This is a genomic window from Mesorhizobium sp. M7A.F.Ca.CA.004.06.1.1 (genome assembly GCF_003999135.1).
Classification (GTDB): Bacteria; Pseudomonadota; Alphaproteobacteria; order Rhizobiales; family Rhizobiaceae; genus Mesorhizobium.
The window spans coordinates 1-3,408 of record NZ_RZPQ01000649.1; the positions used below are offsets into that span (position 1 = coordinate 1).

The 3,408-nt window shown below is 62.8% G+C and carries 4 protein-coding genes; all 4 read left to right on the forward strand.

Going from position 1 to position 3,408, the window contains the following annotated elements:
• Window positions 1-110 precede the first annotated feature (110 nt).
• Complete coding sequence (locus tag EN906_RS27595) at window positions 111-1,112, forward strand: Ldh family oxidoreductase (RefSeq protein WP_164749058.1); 1,002 nt, start codon at window positions 111-113, stop codon at window positions 1,110-1,112.
• Window positions 1,113-1,352: 240 nt separating this feature from the next.
• On the forward strand, window positions 1,353-1,634 hold the full coding sequence (locus tag EN906_RS27600; RefSeq protein ID WP_127270320.1) for a hypothetical protein: 282 nt from the start codon (window positions 1,353-1,355) through the stop codon (window positions 1,632-1,634).
• A 196-nt stretch (window positions 1,635-1,830) separates the two neighbouring features.
• Window positions 1,831-2,283, forward strand: a complete 453-nt coding sequence (locus EN906_RS27605; RefSeq protein WP_127270318.1) for a DoxX family protein — start codon at window positions 1,831-1,833, stop codon at window positions 2,281-2,283.
• Window positions 2,284-2,376: 93 nt separating this feature from the next.
• Complete coding sequence (locus tag EN906_RS27610; protein WP_127270317.1) at window positions 2,377-3,354, forward strand: complex I NDUFA9 subunit family protein; 978 nt, start codon at window positions 2,377-2,379, stop codon at window positions 3,352-3,354.
• Window positions 3,355-3,408 lie beyond the last annotated feature (54 nt).

Below are 3,408 nucleotides of genomic sequence, written 5' to 3' on the forward strand. Positions count from 1 at the left end.
GTAGGGGAGTAGCCAGCCACTATTCACGTTCACAATTCCATCCCCATTCGCTATTCACTGCTCACCATTCCCCTATTCCCCTATTCCCTTACTCCCCTAGGATTGCCATCATGCAACTCAGTCTCGACCAGGCAAAAGGACTGTGCCGGATGGCGGCACTTGGCGCTGGCGCCAATGAGGAAGCGGCACAATCGCTCACTGCTTCGATCATATCAGCCGAGGCCGAAGGGCTTTCCTCGGTCGGTCTGTCGCATTTCATCGACTATCTCGAGGCGCTGGAAGCCGGACGCATCGACGGCAATGCCGACCCGGTGATCACCCGGCCGGCGCTTGCGGTCTATCTCTCCGATGCACGCCGGGGGCTGGCGCATACCGGCTTCGACCGCACTATCGACGACCTCGCCAAGGCGGCAAAGCTGTTCGGCGTCGCCATCTTCTCGCAGAAGAACGCCTATACATGCGGCGCGCTCGGCTATTTCACCGGAAGGCTGGCAACACTCGGGCTGGTGTCGTTCGCCGCCACCAACGGCCCGGCCGTACTTGCCGGCTCGGGCTCGGTCAAGCCAGTCTACTGCACCAACCCGATGTCGTTTGCCGCCCCCGCCGCCGACGGGGCGCCGCTGGTCATCGACCAGTCGTCGAGCGCCACCGCTTTCGTCAACATCCGCAAAGCGGCCGAGGAGGGCAAGACGATCCCTGAAGGCTGGGCGCTGGACGCCAGCGGCAACCCGACCACCGATCCCGCCGCCGCCATGAAGGGCGCAATGCTCGCCTTCGGCGGCCAGCGCGGCGCCAACATCGCGCTGATGGTCGAGGTGCTGGCGGCGGGCCTGTCGGGCGCCAACTGGTCGCTCGACGCGCCATGGTTCAGCGGCGGGCCGGACAGCCCCGGCACGGGACTATTCGTGCTTGCTATCGAACCCAAGCTGCTCGATCCGGATTTCGAGCAGCGGATGAAGGACCAGCTCGACCGGCTGCGGCGGCGCTTCGGTGTGCATGTGCCCGGTCGTGCCCGCGCAGAGGCCGCCGAGAAGGCGCAAGCGCGGGGCATCACGGCATCCAAGGCGGTGGTGCAGCGCATTTCCGAATTCGCCGCACGCTATTCTTCCTGAATAGTTTTTTATATCAAATAGTTATCTGAAATCTGCCCGCCGCAGGCGCGGCGCGGTGCGATTTTCTTTGCGCGCTGCTGAACCTTTCCGCGCCTTGCTGCGACCCAGCTTTGTCCAGGGCAAGGCGAGCTTGCCCGATCCACACCGGGGGAAGCAGCAAACCGAAATCGAAAGCCTGCATCACGCGAAGGCCGGTCCTTCGCGCCTCGGAAACCTCAACCCAAATCAAAGGAAATTGTCATGACCAACACCAAGATCACCATGCTGACCGCCGTCCTTCTGCTCGGCTCGTTCATGGGTGCCACACAGGCAGCCACCCTGAAGGCCGCGCCGGCCAAGCCGACCAGCCCGGGTGTCATCGCCGCCCCGAGCGGCGGCGCCACCGAAGACCATTACTGCAAGAACGGCCATGCAAAATTCGCCAATTGCAGCGCCGATTTCGTCGCCGCCTGCAAGAAGGTTGGTGGCACCATGTCGGATGTTCAGGGCTGGGGTGGGCGTACTTGCTTCACGCCCTCCTGATACCGTCTCAGGTCAGGCCGCTCCGTCGGCCCCTGACTTCGCATGGATGTCACCCGGAAAACCCCGCTTCGGCGGGGTTTTCTGCGTTTTGACGCACAATGAATAAAACATTCTTGTTTTGGTCAACTTTTGTTTATTTGACTTCGGCCGACCCGACCGGCCGTTTGCGCTGATTGAGCAAAACAGAGGAGCTATAATGTCGGCAAGCACGGACAACCCCCGCAACGCCCTTGTCATCCCGGTCCTTGGCAGGTTTTACGCGGCTCTGCACGATGGTGCCGAAACCGTTCTTCGCGTCGTCGCCGGCGGGTTTTTCGCCATCCATGGTTCGCAGAAGATCACCAATCCTTTCGGCGCTGCCGAGATGGTCGAGGGTCTCGGTTTCTATCCGGGCGCGTTGTGGTCGTTGCTTCTGGCCTGCACTGAATTCTTCGGCGGCATCTTCATTGCCATCGGGTTTTTGACGCGGCCGGCCGCCTTTGCCGGCCTGTTCGTGCTGCTGGTCACGGTCTGGTTCCACTGGGTCACGATGGACCAAGGCTATTCGGGCGCGGAAAAGTCGCTGCTTTGGGCGGCGATCCTGCTCTTCTTCGTCATTCGCGGCGGCAACCGCCATTCGGTCGACGCCCGTATGGGCAAAGCGTTCTGACAGGCTGATAGCGACGACGCGTCGCCCTTTGCCTTTGGCACGAAACGGATTATGAAACGGCTTCAGCCAAGCTTGCGAGCGCCGGAGCCAGCCATGACCGAAATCCTGCAGACCCCAAAGCTCGTCGTCGTCTTTGGCGGGTCAGGCTTTGTCGGCCGCCATGTCGTGCGCGCGTTGGCCAAGCGCGGCTATCGCATCCGGGTCGCCTGCCGGCGGCCCGATCTTGCCGGCCATTTGCAGCCGCTTGGCAATGTCGGCCAGATCCAGCCGGTGCAGGCCAATGTGCGCGTGCGCTGGTCGGTAGACCGCGCCGTGCAGGGCGCCGACCACGTCGTCAATCTGGTCGCCATCCTGCATGAGAGCGGCCGGCAGAAATTCTCCGCCGTGCACGAGTTCGGCGCCCGCGCAGTGGCCGAGGCCGCACGCTCGGTCGGCGCCGGCCTGACCCACATTTCTGCGCTTGGCGCCGATCTGGACTCCGAATCAGACTACGCGCGCACCAAGGCGCTTGGCGAAAAGGCTGTGCTGGAGACGATCAAGGACGCCGTGATCTTCCGGCCGTCGATCAATTTCGGACCCGAAGACGGCTTCTTCAACCGCTTCGCCAACATGGCGCGCTATTCGCCGGTGCTGCCGCTGATCGGCGGCGGCCAGACCAAGTTCCAGCCGGTCTATGTCGGCGACGTGGCCGAAGCGGTGGCGCGCTCGGTCGACGGCAAGGTGGATGGCGGCCAGATCTATGAACTTGGTGGACCGAAGGTGCTCACCTTCAAGCAGTGCATGGAAGAGCTGCTCGACGTGATCGAGCGCAAGCGGCTGCTGGTGCCGGTGCCGTGGTGGGTGGCCAACATCCAGGCCTCGATCCTCGGTCTGTTGCCCAATCCGCTGCTGACCAAGGACCAGGTGACGCAGTTGCGCGAGCACAACATCGTTTCGGACGCCGCCAACAAGACCAACAGGACGCTTGCAGGGCTCGGCATCCAGCCGCAATCGATCGCGACGATCCTGCCCAGCTATCTCTGGCGCTACCGCGCCGCCGGCCAGTTCCAGCAACGCAAGCCTGCTGCTTAATTTATCACAACCGTCTGAAGCTGTGTCTCATGCCTGTCGCGGCGTGACCCGCAT